16 protein-coding genes are annotated in these 21660 nt (G+C 41.9%); 11 read left to right on the top strand and 5 right to left on the bottom strand.

The features are described 5' to 3' along the window. Positions 1 to 15: 15 nt before the first annotated feature. Positions 16 to 1113, bottom strand: a complete 1098-nt coding sequence (locus tag LBQ60_17260) for a DUF4185 domain-containing protein (protein MDR2039671.1) — start codon at positions 1111 to 1113, stop codon at positions 16 to 18. Between the two features lie 471 nt (positions 1114 to 1584). On the opposite strand from LBQ60_17260, the gene LBQ60_17255 reads away from it, so the two are divergent. Together LBQ60_17255 and LBQ60_17250 are read left to right on the top strand one after the other, a co-directional pair. After that, positions 1585 to 3024: an endo-polygalacturonase gene (locus LBQ60_17255; protein ID MDR2039670.1), complete on the top strand. Its 1440-nt coding sequence runs from the start codon at positions 1585 to 1587 to the stop codon at positions 3022 to 3024. Positions 3025 to 3069: 45 nt separating this feature from the next. Beyond that, positions 3070 to 3522: a GNAT family N-acetyltransferase gene (locus tag LBQ60_17250; GenBank protein MDR2039669.1), complete on the top strand. Its 453-nt coding sequence runs from the start codon at positions 3070 to 3072 to the stop codon at positions 3520 to 3522. Between the two features lie 34 nt (positions 3523 to 3556). Here LBQ60_17250 and LBQ60_17245 read toward each other — a convergent pair whose 3' ends face one another. Both LBQ60_17245 and gltB read right to left on the bottom strand, forming a co-directional pair. Further along, positions 3557 to 4978 carry a glutamate synthase subunit beta gene (locus LBQ60_17245; GenBank protein ID MDR2039668.1) on the bottom strand — a complete coding sequence of 474 codons (1422 nt, stop codon included), beginning with the start codon at positions 4976 to 4978 and terminating at the stop codon, positions 3557 to 3559. 112 nt (positions 4979 to 5090) lie between these two features. Then, a complete protein-coding gene (gene gltB / locus LBQ60_17240; protein MDR2039667.1) occupies positions 5091 to 9575 on the bottom strand; it encodes a glutamate synthase large subunit in 4485 nt (1494 codons plus the stop codon). Positions 9576 to 10056: 481 nt separating this feature from the next. On the opposite strand from gltB, the gene LBQ60_17235 reads away from it, so the two are divergent. The 9 genes from LBQ60_17235 to LBQ60_17195 all read left to right on the top strand — a co-directional run bounded on the left by LBQ60_17235 (position 10057) and on the right by LBQ60_17195 (position 20166). After that, positions 10057 to 10797: a DUF1080 domain-containing protein gene (locus LBQ60_17235; GenBank protein MDR2039666.1), complete on the top strand. Its 741-nt coding sequence runs from the start codon at positions 10057 to 10059 to the stop codon at positions 10795 to 10797. A 51-nt stretch (positions 10798 to 10848) separates the two neighbouring features. Next, positions 10849 to 12021: a sigma-54 dependent transcriptional regulator gene (locus tag LBQ60_17230; GenBank protein ID MDR2039665.1), complete on the top strand. Its 1173-nt coding sequence runs from the start codon at positions 10849 to 10851 to the stop codon at positions 12019 to 12021. 211 nt (positions 12022 to 12232) lie between these two features. After that, on the top strand, positions 12233 to 13480 hold the full coding sequence (locus tag LBQ60_17225; protein ID MDR2039664.1) for a putative DNA modification/repair radical SAM protein: 1248 nt from the start codon (positions 12233 to 12235) through the stop codon (positions 13478 to 13480). A 17-nt stretch (positions 13481 to 13497) separates the two neighbouring features. Then, complete coding sequence (locus LBQ60_17220) at positions 13498 to 14262, top strand: TIGR03915 family putative DNA repair protein (protein ID MDR2039663.1); 765 nt, start codon at positions 13498 to 13500, stop codon at positions 14260 to 14262. 153 nt (positions 14263 to 14415) lie between these two features. Further along, positions 14416 to 14874, top strand: coding sequence for a (4Fe-4S)-binding protein (locus LBQ60_17215; protein ID MDR2039662.1), 459 nt, complete (start codon positions 14416 to 14418; stop codon positions 14872 to 14874). Between the two features lie 5 nt (positions 14875 to 14879). Beyond that, on the top strand, positions 14880 to 15083 hold the full coding sequence (locus LBQ60_17210; protein ID MDR2039661.1) for a CDGSH iron-sulfur domain-containing protein: 204 nt from the start codon (positions 14880 to 14882) through the stop codon (positions 15081 to 15083). A gap of 157 nt (positions 15084 to 15240) precedes the next feature. Further along, entirely contained in the window at positions 15241 to 16218 is a 978-nt protein-coding gene (locus LBQ60_17205; GenBank protein ID MDR2039660.1) for a hypothetical protein, read from the top strand. Positions 16219 to 16233: 15 nt separating this feature from the next. Further along, positions 16234 to 19410 (top strand): SpoIIE family protein phosphatase, encoded by a 3177-nt coding sequence (locus LBQ60_17200; protein ID MDR2039659.1) that lies wholly within the window; start codon positions 16234 to 16236, stop codon positions 19408 to 19410. Further along, the gene (locus LBQ60_17195; protein MDR2039658.1) at positions 19411 to 20166 is read left to right on the top strand and encodes a M15 family metallopeptidase; all 756 of its coding nucleotides are present in this window, start codon (positions 19411 to 19413) and stop codon (positions 20164 to 20166) included. It abuts the gene before it with no gap. Between the two features lie 3 nt (positions 20167 to 20169). On the opposite strand, the gene LBQ60_17190 is transcribed toward LBQ60_17195, so the two are convergent. Both LBQ60_17190 and LBQ60_17185 read right to left on the bottom strand, forming a co-directional pair. Further along, entirely contained in the window at positions 20170 to 20871 is a 702-nt protein-coding gene (locus tag LBQ60_17190) for an RDD family protein (GenBank protein MDR2039657.1), read from the bottom strand. A 57-nt stretch (positions 20872 to 20928) separates the two neighbouring features. Further along, positions 20929 to 21660 (bottom strand): prephenate dehydrogenase/arogenate dehydrogenase family protein (locus LBQ60_17185; GenBank protein ID MDR2039656.1); only part of this gene is annotated, 732 nt, incomplete at its 5' end.

Raw genomic sequence — 21660 nt, 5'->3', positions numbered from 1 at the left:
GGAATGGTAACAATATCATTTAACTTCCGACTTCATCAGAAAAACATTGTACGGAGCCCAGCGCGACATCAGAAAATAAAGATGATCGCCATCGGCAGACAAAGGATGGATGAATGATCCGTATAACTGGGGGAATTCACTACCATGCGCCAGTTCCTGCGGCTCGCTCCATGGGCCTGTAATGTTATCGGCATACCGGACAGTGATATTGTAACGTTGTCCGCAGAAATAAGTGACGATCCATTTTCTGCTTTTTTTATGGTAGATAACAGATAATTCGCCAACCGTATCCTCGAACAAATCGGTCGCCCTTAATTCATCGCCTTTTATCCATTTTTTTTCAATTTCATTCCAATACTCATACTGATCCTGTTCCTCTATATCACCTTCCCTGAAGCGGGCTACCCGGGCTGTTGATTTCCTGCCGGTCTCAGTACCCATCATATAAACATAACCGTCTTTTTTCCAATAGCCTACCTGTCCAAAATTACTGCCGGAATCCCAATACATATTTTCACATTTCTCCCAGTTCCGGCCACTATCTCTCGAACGGTACAAACCGGAATAATTACTGATCCAGTCATTATCCTTGAGCCAATTTTTCACATTCATATAATGGACATAATCTATCCCGTTGGCGCAGATCGCCCCTGTGGGTATAGAGGTCCAGTCACCGGTACCCGACTGGTCTTTGGCTCCATATATAATTTCACGTGCTGATCCGGTCGGATCCATTGCCGCCCCATCGAACGTCAACCCGTCTTCCAGGTTCCGGTCATTGGAAAAGACAAGCACATTACATCTCCAATCACTATAATTGGGTACTTTTCCATCACCCATATCTTTAAAATGATCCCTTCCATATGTATCACCGAAAAAAATACCATATTCGCCGTTTTTCATTTCCCAAATGATCCCGAGATCAGTAGCTCCTATATTAAAATCTTCACCGGTTCTGTTGGAATTCGGAAACTCCTCCATCTCTCCGGCAAGTACATCACCTGTTACACGTGCGACATAAGTAGCTTTGGAAAAAGTAAGTTCTCGTTTACTGTTGCAGGCAATAGTAAAAAACAAGATCAAAAGGCTTGTCACAGCAATAAGTTGTTTCATAAACATGTGCATATATTATCCGAATATCTATTGGAGATTTGTACAATTGTTAAGGATGTAGCAAATATAAAACTTTAACTCAAGAATTTGATCCGTCTATAACATATATTGGAAGAAAGAGCGTATTCATACCAAAACAAAAACATGATAAGAATTTTATTGGTGACTGGTTAAAAGTTGGTAAAAAGGGTCTTATCTTTGACAGAATTAAGTAATACCAATAAATTAATTTCATATTAATAATCATAATCAATGCGACTTAAGAAAACAATTAATGGCACTGAGTGCTTAAAAGTTAGTTTTTGGGATTACCTTTAAATAGTTTTTCAGAAATCATCCGGTAGCTTTTGTAACAAGACCGGCACTTAAATTCTTTCCACTATGAAATAGCCATGAACATTACTGTTCACCCACCGTAATGATTATCTATGGCGTATTGCATCTGACCTTAAAAAAATAAAATATAAACAGATGAAAAATAAAATTTGGCTATTGATCCTTATTGCATGTATATCCTGTTCCTGTGCGAATAAAGATAACCATATAAAGATATACCCTGCCCCTGAAGGTGAAGAATTAAGCACAGCGTATGAAGTTAAAGTGGAAGGCGAAAAAATTCCTGTATATCAGGCAAGAATAGCTCCGGAAGACGACAGGTCAAGATGGCTGGCCATGGATGACAAAGCCAATTCTGCTCTTTACCATGATACGGCCTCATTTGCTTATTTTGACATGAATGGCCCGGTTAAGATCAGTGTTTCAGTGGATTCAAAGATCCGTTCCGCGAAAATATTACCTTCTTCATTAGGTATGGTTCCCGATATCAATGGAAATACGATCTCTTTTAATCTGGACCAGCCCCGTAAGTTAACCATTGAGATCAACGATGACTGGATCCATTGCCTCCACATTTTCGCCAACCCGTTTGAAACCGACATACCAGAAAAAGACGATCCGGATGTCATCTATTTTGGTCCGGGCATACACGAGATCAGTCATCTGAGAGTGAGCGATAATAAAACCGTATATATTGCCGGAGGAGCCGTAGTCAGGGCCATTATCGATCCCGAAGAAAAATATTGGATCAGTAGTTACAGCGGATTACGCGGCTATACGCCTACCCTGGAATTAAGGGGGAAAAATATCAAAGTCCGTGGACGCGGGATACTGGATGCTACCGGCTGTACTACCCATGCCAGAAATATGATCAATATAAAAGGTGAAAACATCGAAGTGGAGGGTATCATCTTACGGGATCCCAGTACCTGGACCATCCCCATCTTCAGCGCTGAAAATGTAACGGTAAACAATATAAAGATACTGGGATACCGCGCCAATTCAGACGGAATAGATATCTGCAGCAGTCATGATATTACTGTAAACGATTGCTTTATACGTACACTTGATGACCTTGTCGTTGTAAAGACACTGAACCATGAGGGGCCGGCAGGCCGTATCCTCGTACAGGATTGCGTATTATGGAACGAAGTAGCACACGCCCTGAGTATCGGTGCCGAATTAACCAACAATGTGGATCAGGTTACATTCAGGAATTGTGATGTGATCCATGACCAGGGGAGAGAATGGGCGTTACGTATTTTTCATTCGGATGCAGCCACCATCAGCAACATACGTTTTGAAGACATTCGTATCGAAGAGAGCCGGAGGTTTATCTCATTGTGGTTAGGCGAAGCAGTGTGGTCAAAAGACCAGGAAAGAGGAAACATACACGATGTAGTGTTCAAAAATATACATGCTTCCGGAAGATCCCCAGACATCGAACTGAAAGGACATGACCGGGAACACAAGATAAGCCGGGTATTGTTTGAAAATGTCTCGTTTAACGGGAATCCTGTTTCTCAGGACAATATGATTATACAAGGATTTGTCGAGGATATAGAGATGAAATGATCGTCATTCACCGGCTAAGTAATATATTTATAATAGATAAAATAAATGGAAGTTATTTATAGGATAGCAACGCATGCTGATGTAAAGGAGCTTGTAGTCTTGCGTATGGAGCAACTTTTAGCTGAAGGCTCGGCTTTGGATATCGATATAAGCAAAGATCTGTCTGGCTATTATACATCTGCAATCGCTGATGGTTCTTTTATTGCGTGGGTTGCCGAAGTAAACGGTAAGATAGTTTCGACTTGTGGAATTGCCTTTAGCAAAAAACCGCCGTATTATCAAAATACAAGCGGTTTAATCGGAGAAGTTTGTAATGTGTTTACAGAAGAGGGACACAGAAGAAAGGGCTTTGCAAGTCATCTGCTGAAAATCATTGTCGACGAAGCAAAAGCACGCAGAATCGGGATTTTGAGAGTCAGCGCTTCAAAAGCGGGAGAATACCTGTATAAAGATTTTGGTTTTATAAAAGCCGAAAATTTTTACACCTTCAAACTATAAAAATAGCATATAGGTTCATAATAAACCGGACTCTTTAACTATTTTCCAGGAACCGTCCGATGGCTTCGGCGGCTTCCCTACCCGATTGAATTGCCCGCACAACAAGACTGGCTCCCAGCGTGGCGTCTCCTGCAACAAAAATTTTATCCACTGATGTCCGGCCGGGTATAACCGACTGAACATTACCCCGTCCGTCATACTTAACTCCCAGGCTATCCAGTAAGCCTTCATGGACCGGGTGGATAAAACCCATGGACAATAATACCAGGTCGGCTTTGATGATCTCTGTTTTTCCTGTTTCCTTCATTAGCATACGTCCGGTTTTGTCTTTACTCCATACAACTTCGGCTACTTCCACACCGGTTACTTTTCCTTTTTCCCCGATAAACCGTTTTGTAGCCAGGTTCCAACGGCGCAAGCATCCCTCTTTATGGGAACTGGATGTTCTCAACACATTCGGATAGAGTGGCCACGGTGTTTCCGGATTATATGATCCGGGTGGCTGGGACATGATCTCTATTTGTGTGACTTGAGCCGCCTTATGGCGTACGGAAGTACCCACACAATCGGAACCGGTATCTCCCCCGCCAATCACCACAACATGCTTTCCTTTTGCAGAGATCAGGTGTTCTTTCGAAATGACCTCCCCCGCCACAACCCGGTTCTGTTGTTGCAACAGTTCCAAAGCGAAATGTATTCCTTTTAGTTTCTTCCCCTCTACCGGAAGATCGCGGGGATGTCCCGCACCGACTGCCAGGCAGATGGCATCGTATTTTTTCAGGAGTTGCTCATGGCTGATGTCCTTTCCGATGTTTATGCCGGTTTTGAATTCAATCCCTTCTTCACGGAGTATTCCCAGCCTCCGGTCGATAATTTCCTTATTCAGTTTAAAATCAGGAATACCAAAACGCAATAATCCTCCCAGAGCTTCGTCTTTTTCAAAAACCGTAATACAATGTCCCTGCCGGTTAAGCATATCCGCCACAGAGAGGCCGGCAGGCCCGGATCCGATCACAGCCACTTTTTTTCCGGTTCTTTTTTGTGGGATACGTGGTTTTACATACCCTTCATGGAAGGCATGTTCGGCAATGGCTGCTTCGTTTTCCCGTATAGTGACAGCCTGGTCTGTCATAGCCAGTACGCAACTTTTCTCACACAGTGCCGGACATACGCGTCCTGTAAATTCGGGAAAATTATTGGTAGCTGCCAGCCGTTCATATGCCTCCTGCCATTTTCCTTTAGTCAAGGAATCCTGCCATTCGGGCATACAGTTACCAATCGGACAGGCCCAGTGGCAAAACGGAACACCACACTCCATACACCGTGACCCCTGCAGGATACGGTCATCGCTATTCAGGGTCTGTTCCACTTCACCAAAATCCGTGATGCGTTCCAATATAGGCCTATATCCCGCCTCTTTGCGGGGAATGGTTAAAAATGCTTTCGGGTTACCCATTTTTAGAATTGAAAATTGAGAATTAAAAATTGAGAATAATGGATAGTGGAAATTTGAAGAGGAAAACCAGGAATGAACATTTTTGTTCGTTCCCAACATTTTCCATTCTCCATTAATAATCGTATTCCACTTGTGCGATCTTTTTCCTGATGGCTTCCATGGCTTCATCATGAAGTACTTTTTTATATTCGATCGGCATCACTTTCAGGAAATGTTTCAGGTGGTTCTCCCAGTCACCCACCATACGAAGTGCCAGCGGGCTCTTTGTATGGTGTGCATGTGCCGAGATCAGCCTGAACAGTTCCTGGTCATCTGTTTTGTCTTCAATCAGCGATAACTCTACCATTTCCATATTACAGAAATAATCGAAGGTTCCATCGGGATCATACACATAGGCAACGCCTCCGCTCATACCGGCAGCAAAATTCTTCCCGGTACTTCCCAACACTACCGTCCTTCCTCCTGTCATATATTCGCAACAGTGATCACCTACGCCTTCCACCACTGCTATTGCGCCACTGTTCCTGACACAGAAACGCTCACCGACACGTCCGTTGATGTATACTTCGCCTAAAGTAGCTCCATATAACAGTGTATTCCCTGCGATAATGTTGTTTTCAGGGGCAAAAATGCTGCCTTTGGGTGGTAGCACAACAATACGTCCTCCGGATAATCCCTTGCCGAGATAATCATTGGCTTCCCCTTCCAGCCGGAAAGTGATGCCGGCAGCAAGAAAAGCGCCGAAACTCTGTCCGGCAGATCCCTTGAAGGCAACAGTGATCGTACTGTCCGGCAAGCCCATACTCCCGTATCGTTTGGCCACCTTTCCGGAAAGCATGGCACCTACCGACCGGTCGATATTGGAAATCAGACTATCCATCTCCGCCGGAAGTGATTTTTCCAGCGCAGGACGTGCTTTCCTGATCAGCTGCAGGTCAAGTACCTCATCTATTTTGTGGTCCTGTTCCTTTTCCCAGCGGAGCGCATGGGACGTTTCTTCGGGGAAATACAAAAGCTTGGAGAAATCCAGCTTCTGTGCTTTGGGATGCTCTTCGAACTTCCTTAGTTCCAGCAGATCACTGCGCCCGATTATCTCATCGATGCTCCGGAAACCCATTTCAGCCAAATACTCACGGACTTCCTGCGCCAGGAAAGTCATAAAGTTCACCACATATTCATATTCACCCTTGAATCGCTGCCGCAATCGCTCATCCTGTGTGGCAATACCTACCGGACAAGTGTTCAAGTGGCATTTACGCATCATTACACAACCGAGCACGATCAGGGCGCTGGTAGCAAAACCGTATTCTTCGGCTCCCAGTAAAGTTGCGATAATGATGTCTTTTCCGGTTTTGAGCTGCCCGTCGGTCTGCAATACTACATTTCCGCGCAGATTGTTCATCACCAACGTCTGTTGTGTTTCAGCCAACCCTAATTCCCAAGGCATTCCGGCATGGCGGATAGAACTTACCGGACTGGCGCCGGTTCCGCCTTCCGCACCACTGATCACGATCAGGTCGGCTTTGGCTTTAGCTACTCCGGCAGCAACCGTACCCACACCACTTTCAGATACCAGCTTGACACTGATCTTTGCCTGTGGATTCACGTTTTTCAGGTCAAAAATCAGTTGTGCCAGATCTTCTATGGAATAAATATCATGATGCGGCGGTGGTGAGATCAGTGTGATCCCGGGGAGGGAATGACGGGTCGCCGCAATAATTTTATCCACTTTAAAGCCGGGCAGCTGGCCGCCTTCTCCCGGTTTAGCACCCTGTGCAATTTTAATCTGCAGTTCATCGGCATTGACCAGATATTCCGCCGTCACGCCAAAACGGCCCGAAGCGATCTGTTTGATCGCACTGCGACGGTTCAATCCGTCTGCACCGATATTAAAACGATCGGCATTTTCGCCTCCTTCGCCCGTATTACTCCGGCCATTCAGTGTGTTTAAGGCAATAGCCAAAGCCTCATGTGCCTCCTTACTAATAGACCCATAAGACATGGCGCCTGTCACAAAACGGCGTGTAATGGCCTCAACAGGTTCCACTTCAGATATGTCGATCGGATTACGTTTAAAATCCAGGAAATCCCTTAAAAATACAGGTGTCGACTTCCCATCAACAATCGAACTATATTCTTTAAAGCGATCATAGTCACCCAAGCGGGTAGCAATTTGCAGCTTTGAAATAGTTTCGGGATTCCATGCATGGTATTCGCCGTCACGACGGTAAGCATACAAGCCGATGTTTTTCAACTTATCCAACTTCTGTTTATCCGAAAATCCTTCGTAATGGTGAATAAGTGTATCGATAGTGATATCTTTCAGGTCAATACCACCGATACGCGATATCATACCGCGAAAATACCGGTCAAGTAATTTCTGGCCGATACCAACGGCCTCAAAAATTTGCGACCCACGATAACTACGTAAGGTAGAGATACCCATTTTTGACAGCACTTTCAACAATCCTTTATTAACGGACCTGATATAGTTCTTTTCGGCAGTGGCATAATCCAGATGTATCTCATGCCGTTTCACCAGGTCATCCAACACAGCAAAAGCCATATACGGGTTCACACCGCTGGCGCCGAAGCCAAACAACAACGCAAAATGCATCACTTCGCGCGGTTCGGCACTTTCCACCATAATGGCGATCTGCATCCGCTTACGCTTATCGATCAGGTAATGATGAACAGCCGAAACAGCCAGCAATGATGGGATTGCTGCTTGCCGTTCATTTACGCCACGGTCACTGAGGATCACATAATTATAACCGTCATCCACTGCTTTTTCGGCTTGCCGACAGATCCTGGCCAACGCCTGTTCCATCCCCTTTGCCTGTTCGGATGCATCAAACAGCATCGGAAGCGTCAAGGTGCGGAAACCTTTATAGCCCAGATGCCGCAAAATATCCAGATCACGGTTATTGATGACCGGGCTTTTGAATTTCACCATTTTACATAAGTCCGGCGATGGCTCCAGGATATTGGTTTCCTGGCACCCGATATACATAGACAAAGACATTACCAACTCTTCACGGATAGGATCAATTGGTGGATTGGTTACCTGTGCAAATAATTGCCGGAAATAAGCAAACAATCGCTGAGGCTTACCGGACAATACAGCCAGCGGGGTATCATTTCCCATGGAACCTACCGGTTCTTTACCATCCACTGCCATCGGCAACATGATCTTTTCGATATCTTCCTGTGTATACCCGAATGCCTTCAGTAGCCCGGGAAATTGCTCCACATGCTGTTTGACAGTACGGCCGGATGAAATGTCGGACAAAACAATACGGTTTTTCGATAACCATTCCCCGTACGGATAAGCTTTTGCCAGTTCTTCTTTTAGCTCGGCATCATAATGTACCGTCCCTTCCTGCGTATCGATCATCAGCATTTTACCGGGTTGTAAACGCCCTTTCTCTTTAATATCGGATGCCTCGAAAGGCAATACCCCGGCTTCGGAAGCCACCACGATCACCCCGCTCCTGGTAATCAGGTAACGTGCAGGTCGTAATCCGTTCCTGTCGAGCATTCCACCGGCATAACGCCCATCGGTGAAAAGCAGTGTGGCCGGCCCGTCCCAAGGCTCCATCAGGATACTGTGGTATTCATAAAATGCTTTCAGGTCGTCGGAGATCGGATTTTTTGCATTCCAGCTTTCCGGAACCAACATAGCCAAAGCATGAGGCAGGCTCTTACCCGACATTACCAGGAATTCCAGCACATTGTCCAGTGAAGCGCTATCACTCATCCCGGCCTGTACAATAGGAAAAATATCCTCTACATTTCCCAGTGATCCGGATTGCAGAATGCTTTCCCGGGCTTCCATCCAGTAACGGTTGCCCCGTATGGTATTGATTTCGCCGTTATGCCCGATCAGACGGAAAGGTTGGGCCAGATCCCATGAAGGAAAGGTATTGGTACTGAAGCGTGAATGTACCAAAGCCAGACCGCTTGTAAAATACGGATCAGACAGATCCGGAAAATAATCACGCAACTGTACGGAGGTCAGCATTCCTTTGTAAACGATCCGCCGGGTCGACAGGCTGACTACATAAAAACTACGTTTGTGTGCCAGTGTCGATTTCAACACTTTTTTTTCCAGTTTACGACGGACAATATATAATTTCCGTTCGAGTATTTCAGATCGGTCCTCTCCTACTACAAATATCTGTTTGATGGACGGTTCATTATCGCGCGACATTTCACCCAGGATACCGCTATTGACAGGGACATCACGTACTGCCAGTAATCTTAGTTCTTCCTTTTCCACAGTTTCACGCAACACTGTAAGACACAATTCTGCCTGCTCCTCTTCCTTAGGAAGAAATATCAGTCCGGTGCCATACTTCCCACGTTCGGGTACTGGTATTCCCTGCAAAAGAATAAACTCATGAGGAATCTGCAGCATGATACCTGCACCATCGCCGGTTTTGTTATCGGCATTTTCGGCTCCGCGGTGTAACATATGCTCCAGCACCTGCAAACCCTTATCGACGATCTCATGGGATTTGTCGCCATTAATATTTGCCAGTAAACCTACACCACAGGCATCGTGTTCAAATTCCGGTTGATAAAGTGTGTTCATATATATGATTGACTATTTGTGATATATATTTCATACTGATTACAGCAAAATATTATAAATTTACTGAATGAAATTATTATATCGCAAAATTAGATAAAACGATGTTTTTTATGTAATAATTATGATATTTTATTACCACAAATCATCTTATAGTTTCAATTTAAAACTAAATCAATTGTTAAATTATTTTATTTTTAACAAAAAACACATTTATTTCATTTTTTATAACAAATCATCACTCAATATCAAAATTAAAGCACACATTTACACAAGATACAGAATTATATGAACAAAAATTAAAATAAAACAATATACTGTTGTTTTATTTCAGTCAATTATTTTCCGGATCTTCAAAATAATGAAGGATGAATTAACATTTCCACCGGATAAGATATACTCATGATCTTTAATTTAAAAACCTACATTCCGTCGTATTTGAAAAATACGTACCTTTATCCGCTAAATTCAAAAAACATCAACCATGAAAAAATACATTGCTTTATTGACTGTTTCTTTTTTTGTAGGACAAATTTTTGCGCAGGATCTCAAATGGAAACCTGAACACACCGAATACTGGAACAATCAACCTGAGATCATTACTCCGGGCGAAGGAACCAAACCGCCATCAGATGCTATTGTCCTTTTCAATGGTAAAGATTTATCGGAATGGGTCTGCCAGGATGGTACGGAACCCAAATGGAAAATTGAAAAAGATATCATGACTGTTGTCGGTGGCGCTAAGGCGATTCAAACGAAAAAAGTCTTTGGTAGCTGCCAGTTACATATCGAATGGAGAACACCTGCAGAAGTCAATCCGAAAAAAACCGGCCAGGGACGTGGTAACAGTGGTATCTTTCTACAAAGCCGTTATGAGCTCCAGGTTCTTGATAATTACGACAATAAGACCTATTCTAACGGACAGGCAGGAAGCATATACAAGCAAACCGCTCCTCTGGTAAATGTATGCCGTAAACCGGGAGAATGGCAGGTATATGATATCATATATACAGCCCCTGAATTCAATGGAAAAGGAGAAGTAGTCACTCCGGCATATATAACAGTGATACAAAACGGCGTGGTCGTACAAAATCATACAGAGATAAAGGGAAATACCGAATACATCGGACTCCCTGCTTATAAGCCACACGGAAAATTACCCATTATCCTTCAGGATCATGGAGATGCGGTTAGCTTTAGGAATATTTGGATTCGTGATTTATAATGAATATTGACAATAGTAAGAAGAGACTAACACTATAATAATTTTGTACAGATGGCAAAAATATTAGTCATTGATGATGAACGCAGCATTCGCAATACCCTAAAAGAAGTATTGGAATATGAAAACCATGAAGTAGATACAGCTGTCGATGGTATCGAAGGAATTGAAATGTTCGGTAAAGGCAAATACGAACTGGTTTTATGCGATATCAAGATGCCGAATATGGATGGGATGGAAGTACTGGAAAAAATCCTGGACATGCCCGGCGATGCTCCTGTAGTAATGATATCCGGACATGGCAACATAGATACAGCTGTGGAAGCCATAAAAAAAGGCGCCTTTGACTTTATTGAAAAGCCGCTGGACCTTAACCGGTTATTGATCACTATCCGTAATGCCATAGAAAAGAAGGAATTGGTTACGGAAACAAAAGTGCTGAAACGCCGTGTTAATAAAACATATGAAATCATCGGCGAATCTTCTGCCATTAAAAATGTTATTGAAATTATTGAGCGCGTAGCACCCACCGATGCCCGTGTCCTGATCACAGGAAGCAATGGGACGGGTAAGGAACTTGTCGCCAGGTGGCTGCATGAAAAAAGTTCCAGGGCAGGCGGACCGTTCGTGGAGGTCAATTGTGCCGCGATACCTTCTGAATTGATAGAAAGTGAGTTATTCGGACACGAAAAAGGTTCGTTTACATCCGCCTACAAAGACAGAAAAGGGAAATTCGAGGCGGCCAACAAAGGAACTATTTTCCTTGATGAGATCGGCGATATGAGCCTATCAGCCCAAGCTAAAGTATTAAGGGCATTGCAGGAAAATAAAATTTCCCGCGTAGGAAGTGATAAGGAGATAAAAGTGGATGTGCGAATTATCGCAGCTACGAATAAAGACCTCAAGGTAGCCATAGAAAAAAGCCAGTTTCGCGAGGATTTGTACCATCGGTTAAGTGTTATATTGATCCGTGTTCCGACTTTAAATGAAAGAATAGAGGACATTCCTTTATTAGCCGATCATTTCATCAAGCAAATCTGCGCAGAATATGGTATGCCTCCTAAAGAGATCACCCAGGAAGCCATTGCCGAATTACAAAAGATCAACTGGACCGGGAATATCCGTGAATTCAGGAATGTTATAGAACGATTGATCATCCTTTGCGATAAAGTCATCACGGACAAGGATGTAGTTGCCTTTGCACAGCCAATTTCCAAAGAGGGATAAATCAAAAAAACAACAGAACGGAAAGTTTAAAAAATAAGAAATAAATTTAACATTCCGTTCTGTTTGTGTTATAAGCCCCGAAGAATATTTTCATTTTCTGTTATGCTAATTACTGAAATTTGGACGCATTATTTTTGTATATTTGAAAATGTACAAAAGACTTCTTAATGCTTATTTGCAATAAGTTGTCTTTTTGGCGAAATATAATTATATGAATGACAAAACCCTAAATAAATTACATATTTTAGCTGATTCGGCAAAATATGATGTTTCCTGTTCATCGAGCGGAAGTAACCGCCCGAATGATGGGAAAGGATTGGGTAATGCCGCACCAATGGGAATTTGTCATTCTTTCTCAGAAGATGGACGTTGCATCTCCTTGCTTAAAGTGTTGTTGACCAATGTCTGTATTTATGATTGCGCATACTGCATTAACCGGCGTAGTAATGACATCCGCAGAGCCACACTGAAAGTAACCGAGCTGGTTGAGCTCACCATTAATTTTTACCGGCGTAATTATATCGAGGGATTGTTTCTCAGTTCGGGCGTGATCCGGAACCCGGATTACACAATGGAAGCATTACTCCGTGTTGCTAAATCGTTGAGACAGGAACATCGTTTTGGCGGTTATATACACTTGAAAGCCATCCCGGGCGCCAGTCCCGGGTTGGTTCATGAAGCAGGGCTTTATGCCGACAGGATGAGCGTAAACATAGAAATACCTTCTGAAAACAACCTCAAGTTACTGGCTCCTGAAAAAAATTTCCCCAGTGTGTATCATCCGATGAACCAGATCAAGGAATCGATCATCGACCATAAAGAAGCCAGAAGAAAATTCCGGAAAGCTCCCCATTTTGTCCCTGCAGGACAAAGCACCCAATTGATCATTGGCGCTACCTCTGATAATGATAAGCAGATTTTAACCCTCGCTTCAGGATTCTACAATGACCAGCATCTAAAGCGGGTTTACTATTCAGGATTTATTCCTGTTAATGCCTCAGATGAAAGGTTGCCCATGCTGAAACAGGCACCTCTGCTGCGGGAACATCGTCTGTACCAGGCAGACTGGCTGATGCGTTTCTATGAATTCCAATGTAATGAAATTGTTAATGACGAACACCCTCAGCTCGATACGGATATTGATCCTAAATTGGCTTATGCATTGCGTCATCCGTATCTCTTCCCAATAGATCTGAATACCGCCGATTATGAGATGATCCTGAGGGTTCCCGGCATCGGTGTGCGTTCAGCCAAATTAATCGTTCATAACCGACGATTCGGACATATTACTTTGGCGCATCTCAAGAAGATGCGGGTAGCCCTGAACCGTGCAAAATTTTTTATCACTACCAAAGAATTACCTTCACAACTTGCCGGACTGTCTCCTTCCCTCATCCGCAGAAAGCTTCATGTACCTGAACAGGTCCAGCAACAGTATGTGCAGTTATCTTTATTTTAATCTTTGCTCTACAGGCTATGGTGTATATGTATGACGGCAGCTTTGACGGACTTTTATCTGTGGTATTTGAGTCATATGTGTCAAAGGAAAGACCTGTACAGATCGTGAAAGAACAGAAGTGGCATCCGACCTTCTTCGATACTACCAAACAGATCATCACGGATGAAATAAAGAGCGAAAGAGTATGGCAAAGCATCATTACCCGGTCCGGCACAAGCGTATCGCAGATGTTATATACCGCCTTTGCCTCCGAATTACCGGATATTGAGCTCAAAATATTTTATTACCTCGAAAAACTATTTGCTGATACTTCCGGAAACTATTCCAGAAACCTGCTCGATGAACATGCCTTTGATTTATTCAATATCGCCAGAAAGGTCAGGTATGAAGCGCATCGTTTCAAGGGTTTTGTCCGTTTCCAGGAAACATCCGACGGGTTATTTTTTTCTGCCATCGATCCTGTTTTTAATATTCTTTCATTATTAGCCCCTCATTTTGCAAGCCGATATGCTGATCAAAAATGGGTGATCTATGATACCAAGAGGGATAAAGGTATCTATTTTGATCCATCCGGGATCCGGGAAATTGTCCTTACAGAAAAACAATTCAACCAGCTTAACGGAAGAATAAGCCACCACATCAGATCGGAAGATGAGGACCTTTATCAAAAACTCTGGAAAACCTATTATAAAGCGATCAATATCCCGGAAAGAAAGAACACCCGTTTAATGATGCATTTTCTTCCCCGCCGCTATTGGAAATATTTACCGGAAAAGCATTAAGCAACCAGTGCTACTTATTGTTTTCTTGAGTCACATCGATCAAATTGATTACATTTATTAAATATGACTTTAATTGTTTGGTATTATTTTGTATTTCTAAAAATAATTATATTTGCTGCAGGAATAATCATTTCCTTTTTTATAATGACAATTATGGCCAATCCTAACAACAGAGAATACACCAATAATGAAATAACCGTATTTTGGCGACCTTCCGAATGTATACATTCTACCATTTGTTTTATGAGACTAAGGACTGTTTTCAATCCGTCGAAACGTCCGTGGGTAAATATGGAGGGTGCTTCTACAGAAGAAATCATCAAAGTGGTTGACCAATGCCCCACCAATGCGCTGACTTACAAATGGAACAAAGATTTAGATAATGAAAATACCGGGCACGAAACATCATCAGAGAAGCCTGATAATTTTCTCGATATTACGATTGCTAAAAATGGCCCACTGATCTGTAAAGGATCCTATTCAATTTCTGACAATGAAGGGAGAAAATTCCGTTCATCAGGAATTACTGCATTATGCCGTTGTGCTCATTCAAAACATCAGCCATACTGTGACGGGGCACATGCACAAACCGGATTTTCGGAAAAACGTTAAAAATGATGACAAATACTCCCAAGACACCGAATATTATAATTATCAAAAAAGGACCTATAAAAATAGAAGGACCACACAAACTGAATGGGATAACAAAAGATGTATCCGATGAAGAAATATATCTATGCAGATGTGGACATTCAAACAATCAACCATATTGTGACGGCTCACATTCTCAACAGGAGTGGCCGGATAATGAAGGTTTTTAGTCTGGCATCATCTTTGTCTGGTATTCTGGGATTTTATCATTTTGTATGTAACATTTCCTGAAAATATTACGTATAATAATGATAGGGTATTATCTGATTTTATTAGGGATATCCGGTGTTCATGTTTTTTGGGGTTTTTGAATTTAATTGATTGAGGGTGAAGAAGTTTTTTATTTTTTTTATTATATTTTTTATCGGGTTGGATATATACGCCCAGGGAGTTCCTTCTGATGAGGAAAATATTCCATTCCTGATGACATTCGGGAATAAAGCTGAAATTAGCTGGGGAGATGATGATTACTCGCAAACATTCTTTTTTATTGTTCCCGAATCATATAAAGGATTGGTATTTATCCGGGTATTCGATCCCGATGTAGGAGGAATGCACGATGAAATAAACGGTACTTTTGATACCAAAATGCAATATTCCGTATACGGTGGAAAAGAAGCTTATACGAACCCTAAGGCACAAGATATTCACCCGGAGGGAGATGTGAAAAGTGGGAATCTGTTGGCCACCAAAACATTCGGGATTGACCCCAAATATGACAATAACTGGTTCACCTTTGGGCCGTTCAATCCTACACAGGGAGAGCTTGTCCCTGATTTCGGCGGTTATATTTTTAAAGTAGTCTGTGAAGGAATCGATGGTGATGACGGAAATCTTTATCGTTATTTCCTCAGTACCTCTCCCGGTGAAAATATCGCCATCGAAGGAGGTAATGCCTTTGCATACGAATACTCTTTCCGTATGCATGATAACCCGGAAGAGGTATCGCACATTTATCCATATGTAGATCCTAAAACAACCAAAATAATGCAATCGAATTTTGATTGGGATAATGATGGTCATATCCGTGTTACATCAGAAGTCAGGCGGGAAAAAAATTGCGATGTTTCCGGTGATGCGGTATGGGCAAAAAGCGAGTTCATCATTATGGACGGAGAAAAAGGAAAATCCCTTGATTTCCAATTCATCAAAAGAAAAACCAATGTAATAAAGAACAATAATGTGGTCATCAATATACAGAACCAATATGGTGAACAAATGATATTCTTCTCGGTTCCTATTGGTGGCGTTCCCAAATATAAACCCACTATCGGAGGACGGAAAATAAGCAGTCCTAATAATTAATATAATTACATGGCAATGAGAAGCAGGCTCACCCGGAATGTTCTCCTTATCACATTTTTCGTGTCATTCTGTTATGTAAGTGATGCCCAGGTATACAAGTTCAGGCATTACGGTATAAATCAGGGACTTTGCCATTATACCATTAATTCAATTGTTCAGGATAAATATGGCTTCATCTGGTTCGCTTCCGGGTTGGGATTATGTCGTTATGACGGAATTGAATTTACAACACCTGAGCAGGAATTACCAACTCTTAATGTAACTGCTTCATTTAAAGACAAATCCGGGAATCTCTGGTTTGGATATGACGACGGACTCATTCTTAAATATGATGGCTTAAATTTCTCATTAGAAGATACATCAAAAAACTCTGAAATCACCCAGATCATCCAATCCCCTAAAGGAGATATCCTGGCTACAACCCTGAATGGTTCTATCGTCCGTATTTCAGAAAAAAAGGTGACTTATCTTACCCTGGATACGACTAATAAGATTATTTATTCCATATGTTTTATTGATGAAAACCGTCTGTTTATCGGATGTCTCGATGGTTTATTCATTTACAGATATGACGATGAAAAAGATAACTTATCCCTTATAAAAAGGGTAGATGTTCCGAATTCACTGATCCGGTCTGTCATTCCAGGCTCACAGGATAATTTTTGGGTAGCAACAGAAGAAGACGGAATTTACAGCATAAAATCTGTTAGAGATGACTTGATCATCAAAAAGATGGACATCCCTGTGATTGAAGACGCCAGTGTACAGTCTGTCAATGAGGATGATCGAAATGACCTATGGATCTCTACGTTTGGGAAAGGGCTTTTCCGTGTACAGTACACCCACGAACTGGTCACTGAGAACCTGTACAATTATAACTATGAAAACGGATTAGGAAGTGATTTCGTCAAGCAGGTTTTTTTCGATAATCAGCAAAATCTGTGGGTAGGTACTATGCAAGGGGTCTCTTCTCTAACTAATCGTTCCATTTCCTTTTTGGAAAAAATCCCATATGTGTGGAACAACGCTTCAGCAATATATTCCAAGGACAATACGGCATATTGGGCGGCAGGTATAGGCGCTATAGTAAAATTTGCTCCGAACCCGGACGAATCACATATTATCCTGAACCAGGCCAATGGTGTTCCAAATGATCGTATTACGGCACTTCATATGGATAAACACGAAAATTTATGGATTGGTACGGAAAAAAGCGGTCTTTTCAGGTTACCAAAGGATTCCCGGGAAGTTCTTCCGTATTATCGCTCCGAAAATTCCTTATCCAATACCATACAAGCCATCACATCCGTCAACGACAGTATTGTCTATGCCTCGCGTAACGGGGTAGTCATTATTAATACCCAAACCGGCGGATCAAAAGTAATCAATACCTTTAATGGTTTGCCTCATAACAACATCAAGGATATTTACAAAGACTCAAAAGGTATTGTCTGGATTGCCACCAGCAGTAATTCTGTGATAAGCATCAATAAACTTCTTGGCCATCAAAACAATCTGTCTGTTATCGGGAAAGAAGACAGGCTTACCGTTGAAGGAGATGCAAAAGTTGAATTTACATCCATTACCGAAGGCCGCCTTGGAAATATATGGGCCGGAACAGACGGCAACGGGGTATACATGTTCGACAGGAAAAATGATACCGTATATCATTTTACCTCACTTGACGGTTTAAAATCCGACTATTGTTATGCGATATCATCAGACAAAAATAACCATGTATGGATTGGACATCGCCAGGGATTAAGCCGCATAAATATCCAGCAACTTACCATTACCACTTATGGAAAAGAAGATGGAATTACAGGTGATGTTAATCCGAATACCATGTTGGTGAACGAAAGCAATGAATTGATGGTAGGCCTTACTGATGGTGTATTGTTATACGATATCAATGCTGATGAGAGCATCAATCAGGCACCGATCCTTAATCTGATCAACGTTACTATTGGAGACCAGACATTTAACCCAAACGAGCCTTTGGTACTTCCGTATGACCAGGATAAATATAAAGTTCATTTCAATTTTGTAGGATTGCATTACCGCAATCCTGAAGCAGTAACCTATCAATATATTTTGGAGGGATTCGAAAAAGAATGGTCGCATCTTTCAAGTTTTAACTTTGCCATCTATCCCAGTTTAGCGGATGGAGAATATAAGTTCTGGGTAAAATCCTGTAATGGTGACGATTGTACTGATCCCACTTTGTTGTTCACATTAAAAATCAATAAACCTTTCTGGAAAACCTGGTGGTTTATTCTTTTGGTAATAGGGATCTTAGTGGGTATCGTCTATATCATCATTACCATTCGCGAACGCAACCACAGGATTCAACAGGAATATCTGGAACGGGAGCTGGATGCACGTACCAAGGAAGTTTTAGAACAAAAAGAAGAAATTGAAGAAAAGAACAGGGATATCACGGATAGTATCAATTATGCGCAACGTATCCAATTCAGTGTGCTTCCTTCTACTAAAACTTTGTTGGAGAATTGTTCCGGTGCTTTTATTTTTTACCGGCCACGCGACATTGTCAGTGGTGATTTTTACTGGTTCGAATATTTTCCGGAAACAGAATGCCTGTTGATCGTTTGTGCCGATTCAACCGGCCATGGGGTTCCAGGAGCATTTATGTCTCTTATCGGAACCACACTGATCAAAGACATTGTAATGCGCCCTGAAATTCAAACCCCTAAAGAGATCCTTTACCGTCTGGATGAAAATATACAATCAACCCTTAACCAGAATCAGGAATCTGAACAGGCTAATGATGGTATGGATATTGTCGTCTGCGAAATCAATACCCGGACATATTTTACCCGGATTTCTTCCGCAATGCGTCCTTTTGTGGTTTATCACGATGGAGTTCCTACTACATATAAGGGTAGCCATTCTTCAATAGGTGGTCAGCAGCTAAGGAATAAAACATTTGAACAGGTTGAGTTACAACTCTCTAAAGGAGATATCATTTATATGTTCACGGATGGTTATCCGGACCAGTTTGGCGGACCGGCAGGAAAAAAATTCAAGATGAACCGCCTTCAAAGTGTTTTTGAAGACATACACAATCGTGATATGGATGAACAATACAGGGTAATCAAAGAAAACTTTGATCTTTGGAAAGGCAATATCGAACAACTGGATGACGTATTGATGATCGGTGTTAAGATCTAAATGAAAAGATATTATATCATTTTTATTTTGGGGGGAATACTCTTATTTGTTCTATTGGGAAAAAGAACGAATAATCATACAGAAGATATTGTTTCCACTAAAAGCGAAGATACATTACTGACCGATATAATCACTGAATCAAGGACACCACCCGTGAATTATTTGTTGGACAGTCTGGGATTGGTAAATATACAAGATATGGACAGCACCATCGGTGTACAGCTAAAATACGCAACAACGGATAATTTTACAGGAAAAATTCTTTATAAGGATTTTAGCCAGGCGTATTTACAGACAGATGTTGCTGTCATGTTGAGTAAAGCACAACAATACTTACAAAGGAATTATCCCGGCTTAAGCCTGTTGGTTTATGATGCTGCCCGCCCATTAGCTACACAAAAAGAGATGTGGGATCAGGTAAAAGACACCCGTCATCACAAATATGTTGCAACTCCTGAAAGAACCAGCCTCCATAATTACGGTGCTGCGGTGGACCTCACTATTAGTGATAGCCTGTTTATTCCGATAGATATGGGAACAGAATTTGATTTCTTCGGCAAAGCAGCAAGTGTCGCTAATGAACCTGAATTGTTAGAACAAGGTATTTTAACGGAACAACAGGTCCAAAACAGGAAATTACTCAGAGAAGTGATGTATCATGCGGGATTTCGCAGTATCAGCGGGGAATGGTGGCATTTTAATGCCTGCTCATTAACCGAAGCACGGCAAAGGTATCCGTTAATTGAACATTTCTGATTACTATAGCTTTCCTGCTAAATAATTATAATCGGATAATATCCTTCTCAGATAAACCAGATCATGGGATTCTGATTGAGTTTGTGTGATATCTTTTACCTTATCGGCCAATTGCTTTAACCCTTTCTTGTTTTGTACAATGGCAGGGTTTGTAATGATTTGGGAAATCAAAGATACATCCTTATCACTAAGAAGGGTCGCCGATGGAAAGAAGACTTCATGGTTAGAGTCCACTACAGGTAATTCTGTTAACTTCGCCTTTTGCCTGGTCCGGATTACACATGTTTTAGCGGCTAAATCCCCTAAACGTTGACATTTGGCAGTACACATCATGCTGACAATAGCAATAGCTGCAGTAGCGGTATTTTCTAACAACCTGAATATCCATCGGAGAAAGTAATCACCGAAAGAAGGAGAGGTACCATCCACTTTTGCCACCCGGATAGACATGATCCTTTTGCCTACACTTTGCCCGTTAAACAATAATTCGCAACACAAATAATAGAAAAGAACAGGGGCAGCAATCAGAATGACCAGGAATAAGGAACTCTTCAAATTCAAACCATCAATAATAAAATACCAGAGGAGAAACCAGAAAAACCATAGTATCCGGTCCAGTGCAGCCGCAATGAAACGTTCGCCTACACTTGCCGTCTCATATTCCAGATGAATATTCTGAGTGGTTTGTATTTCAATATAAGACATGATTCTTTTCCCGCATATATAAGATTACCCCGATAAAAAGTTGTGCAAAGACAACAATTATTTTTCTTTAATATTCTCCCGTAAACTTCCTACAAATCCGTGTAAAGCTTCGGTATCTTTTTTCGTGATCATCCCGACCAGTTCCGATAACTTTTCCTGTATCTTTTCTAATTGTGGCAAGGTATATGGATTAAATAACACCTCGCTTAACAGATAATCATCTTCTGAAAGCAATCCCTGGGCAATATCAAGATGCTTTTTGAATGTAGTCCCGGGAGCTTCCTGATGTTTCATACAGGCAGCAAACACCATCGAGGATGCAAACGGGACGGACAATGAATATGCCATGGTCTTGTCGTGTTGGGCAAATGAATATTCGTAAATGTTCAAGTGCAACGAACGATAAAAATCGTAAAAAAACTGCTTCCCTTCATCGTCTCCTTCGGCAATGATTACCGCATTTTGTGTACTCAGTTCTTTCAAACTGGCAAAAGTAGGTCCAAACATAGGGTGTGTGGACACAAAACGGCGGCCTGTACTTAAATAATAATCATATAAACCGTTTTTTACAGAAGTAATATCGGAAATGATACAGTTTTCAGGCAAATAGGGCAAAACATCATTGAAAGCCGGGATAGTATATTGCAAACTTACGGCGTTGATCACCAAATCGGGTAAAAATGCCCCGATCTGTTCAAAAGAAACAAATCGATGTGTGTTGAAAAAGTACCGTAACTTTCGTTTGTCGGTATCATATACGGCAACATCATGTTCCAGGCAAAGTGATTC

The organism is Bacteroidales bacterium, from assembly GCA_031275285.1.
In the GTDB taxonomy this organism is placed as follows: Bacteria; Bacteroidota; Bacteroidia; order Bacteroidales; family UBA4181; genus JAIRLS01.
Note: the sequence above shows the minus strand (reverse complement) of the source record. Positions and strands in the feature narration are given on the sequence as shown.

What these genes read in the sequence shown, in the direction of transcription:
- LBQ60_17260 (MDR2039671.1), bottom strand. Translation starts at nt 1,113, where the DNA reads ATGAAACAACTTATTGCTGTGACAAGCCTTTTGATCTTGTTTTTTACT.
- LBQ60_17255 (MDR2039670.1), top strand. Translation starts at nt 1,585, where the DNA reads ATGAAAAATAAAATTTGGCTATTGATCCTTATTGCATGTATATCCTGT.
- LBQ60_17250 (MDR2039669.1), top strand. Translation starts at nt 3,070, where the DNA reads ATGGAAGTTATTTATAGGATAGCAACGCATGCTGATGTAAAGGAGCTT.
- LBQ60_17245 (MDR2039668.1), bottom strand. Translation starts at nt 4,978, where the DNA reads ATGGGTAACCCGAAAGCATTTTTAACCATTCCCCGCAAAGAGGCGGGA.
- gltB (MDR2039667.1), bottom strand. Translation starts at nt 9,575, where the DNA reads ATGAACACACTTTATCAACCGGAATTTGAACACGATGCCTGTGGTGTA.
- LBQ60_17235 (MDR2039666.1), top strand. Translation starts at nt 10,057, where the DNA reads ATGAAAAAATACATTGCTTTATTGACTGTTTCTTTTTTTGTAGGACAA.
- LBQ60_17230 (MDR2039665.1), top strand. Translation starts at nt 10,849, where the DNA reads ATGGCAAAAATATTAGTCATTGATGATGAACGCAGCATTCGCAATACC.
- LBQ60_17225 (MDR2039664.1), top strand. Translation starts at nt 12,233, where the DNA reads ATGAATGACAAAACCCTAAATAAATTACATATTTTAGCTGATTCGGCA.
- LBQ60_17220 (MDR2039663.1), top strand. Translation starts at nt 13,498, where the DNA reads ATGGTGTATATGTATGACGGCAGCTTTGACGGACTTTTATCTGTGGTA.
- LBQ60_17215 (MDR2039662.1), top strand. Translation starts at nt 14,416, where the DNA reads ATGGCCAATCCTAACAACAGAGAATACACCAATAATGAAATAACCGTA.
- LBQ60_17210 (MDR2039661.1), top strand. Translation starts at nt 14,880, where the DNA reads ATGACAAATACTCCCAAGACACCGAATATTATAATTATCAAAAAAGGA.
- LBQ60_17200 (MDR2039659.1), top strand. Translation starts at nt 16,234, where the DNA reads ATGAGAAGCAGGCTCACCCGGAATGTTCTCCTTATCACATTTTTCGTG.
- LBQ60_17195 (MDR2039658.1), top strand. Translation starts at nt 19,411, where the DNA reads ATGAAAAGATATTATATCATTTTTATTTTGGGGGGAATACTCTTATTT.
- LBQ60_17190 (MDR2039657.1), bottom strand. Translation starts at nt 20,871, where the DNA reads ATGTCTTATATTGAAATACAAACCACTCAGAATATTCATCTGGAATAT.